Here is a 1,547-nt window from a genome sequence, read left to right on the forward strand (position 1 = left end):
ATAGGCCTTGATGCGGTCTGCCCGGCCAAAGAGCGTCTCTTCAACCACAAAGGACAGAAACCGGCGCACCCGCTCGGGCACCTTAAAGTCGTCACTTGCTAAAATGCGACCCAGTTGGGCACGAATATCGTCTTCAGAGATCCCAGGAACAACGCAGGAAACTGAGCCACTGCTGGAACTCGTCGGCATCATCAATCACTCCGGCCGCGTGACCACGCACCATCCGAACAGATGGAGAAATTAGTGCAACAGCGCGGTGACACGCAGAGCGCTAACCAGTCAGCCAAACTCTCGCCCCTGCTGTCCCTAAGGTCAATTGAGGGATCGCTGCGCCATGCCCAAAATCAGTGAAGGGCAAGGAGTGCATCGACCCGCCCTCACATATCGAGGTCGGCATCATGACCCGGATCGAGGAGCGCGGGCGCGCCCGTCTGAAAATGCGTTTTCCTGATTGGCGGGCCCGTTTTGATCTGGCCGCAAGCGAAAACTTTCTCGACGTTTGCGAGGCGTACGAATTGGCGCATGTGGGGCTGGATTACTGGACCAGGTCAGACGCACCGTTACACGACGAGATGATTGCAGACTATCGAGACCTGATGGCCTCCCTAGAGTTGGAAGCCCAGATCTGGGGAGATCGCGAGAGCAAGAGGGGAAGACACGCTAGAAAGGGTTAGCTGGACACCCGCAACGCTCGGGGGCGGACGAGGCCCAGCCGTTCCGGGCAGGATACGAGTTCGGCTACAGAGCGGACCTGCATCTTCTCCATCCAAGCGGCCGTCCTAGGCATGGGAGCGCCCATCGAGGCCGATCGAGTAACCGGCGGAGGCGTAGATCGCAGTGTTCCTCGTGATCTGCGCATCGATCCCGGCCTTGATCTCGCCCCAGGCTCCGCCAAGATCCGAGCGGAGGGGATAAAGCCAGTCGCCGAGGAGAACGAGGTCTTGGGGCTGCCCAGGAACTCGTTCCAGAGGGCCGCCTTCAGCCAGGCGGTCATCATGCGCGGTTTGGAACTCGTTGTCCCCTCGTCGAGCGCCCAACTTCTGGCGAGGCGAGCGCCGATCCGTCCGGCCAGTGACTCGAATTCCGAAAAGCGCACCAGAGCCGCCCCGTCATTGCCGGAGCCGTTGACCAGCGTCACGGCTGTAACGGGCAGCAGGGCAGCGAGACGGTTTTCAGGGGCGCCGAAAAGGCGGCGCTGGCCAGGGGGTTATCGTGTGCTAACGCTTCATCGAACGTCAGCTTCCGGACCGAGATCGAAGGGGCAAAATCGACCGCCCCCCCGCCTTGGCAACGTCCGGTTCCCGGCTGCTCGCCTGGCGGTTGAGAGCGCGACGTCCGTTCCAATCGCATCAGCGAGGCAACAGGCAGCGCAGCGAAAGCGTTCGTCGGGCGGCAGACCGCTAGATCGCCAGGCCGCGGCGCAGCCGGCATGTGCTTTCTGCGTAACAATTGCAGAGGCCGATCCGCCTCAGCGCGGTGCGCTTGACAGGGACTGCGCTACGTCATCGAGTTACGCTCGCTGCGACGATGCCGTGATCCAACGAAGG

Annotated in this window: 2 protein-coding genes; one reads left to right on the forward strand and one right to left on the reverse strand. The window is 61.7% G+C overall.

Going from position 1 to position 1,547, the window contains the following annotated elements; all coding sequences use genetic code 11:
• Window positions 1-192, reverse strand: a 192-nt coding sequence (locus ABZU72_RS28695) for a hypothetical protein (protein ID WP_355022170.1), incomplete at its 3' end; no start/stop codon positions are given.
• A gap of 206 nt (window positions 193-398) precedes the next feature.
• On the opposite strand from ABZU72_RS28695, the gene ABZU72_RS28700 reads away from it, so the two are divergent.
• Window positions 399-674, forward strand: a complete 276-nt coding sequence (locus ABZU72_RS28700) for a hypothetical protein (RefSeq protein ID WP_355022171.1) — start codon at window positions 399-401, stop codon at window positions 672-674.
• Window positions 675-1,547 lie beyond the last annotated feature (873 nt).

This window comes from Nocardioides sp. NPDC004968 (assembly GCF_040608935.1).
Taxonomy (GTDB): domain Bacteria; phylum Actinomycetota; class Actinomycetes; order Propionibacteriales; family Nocardioidaceae; genus Nocardioides.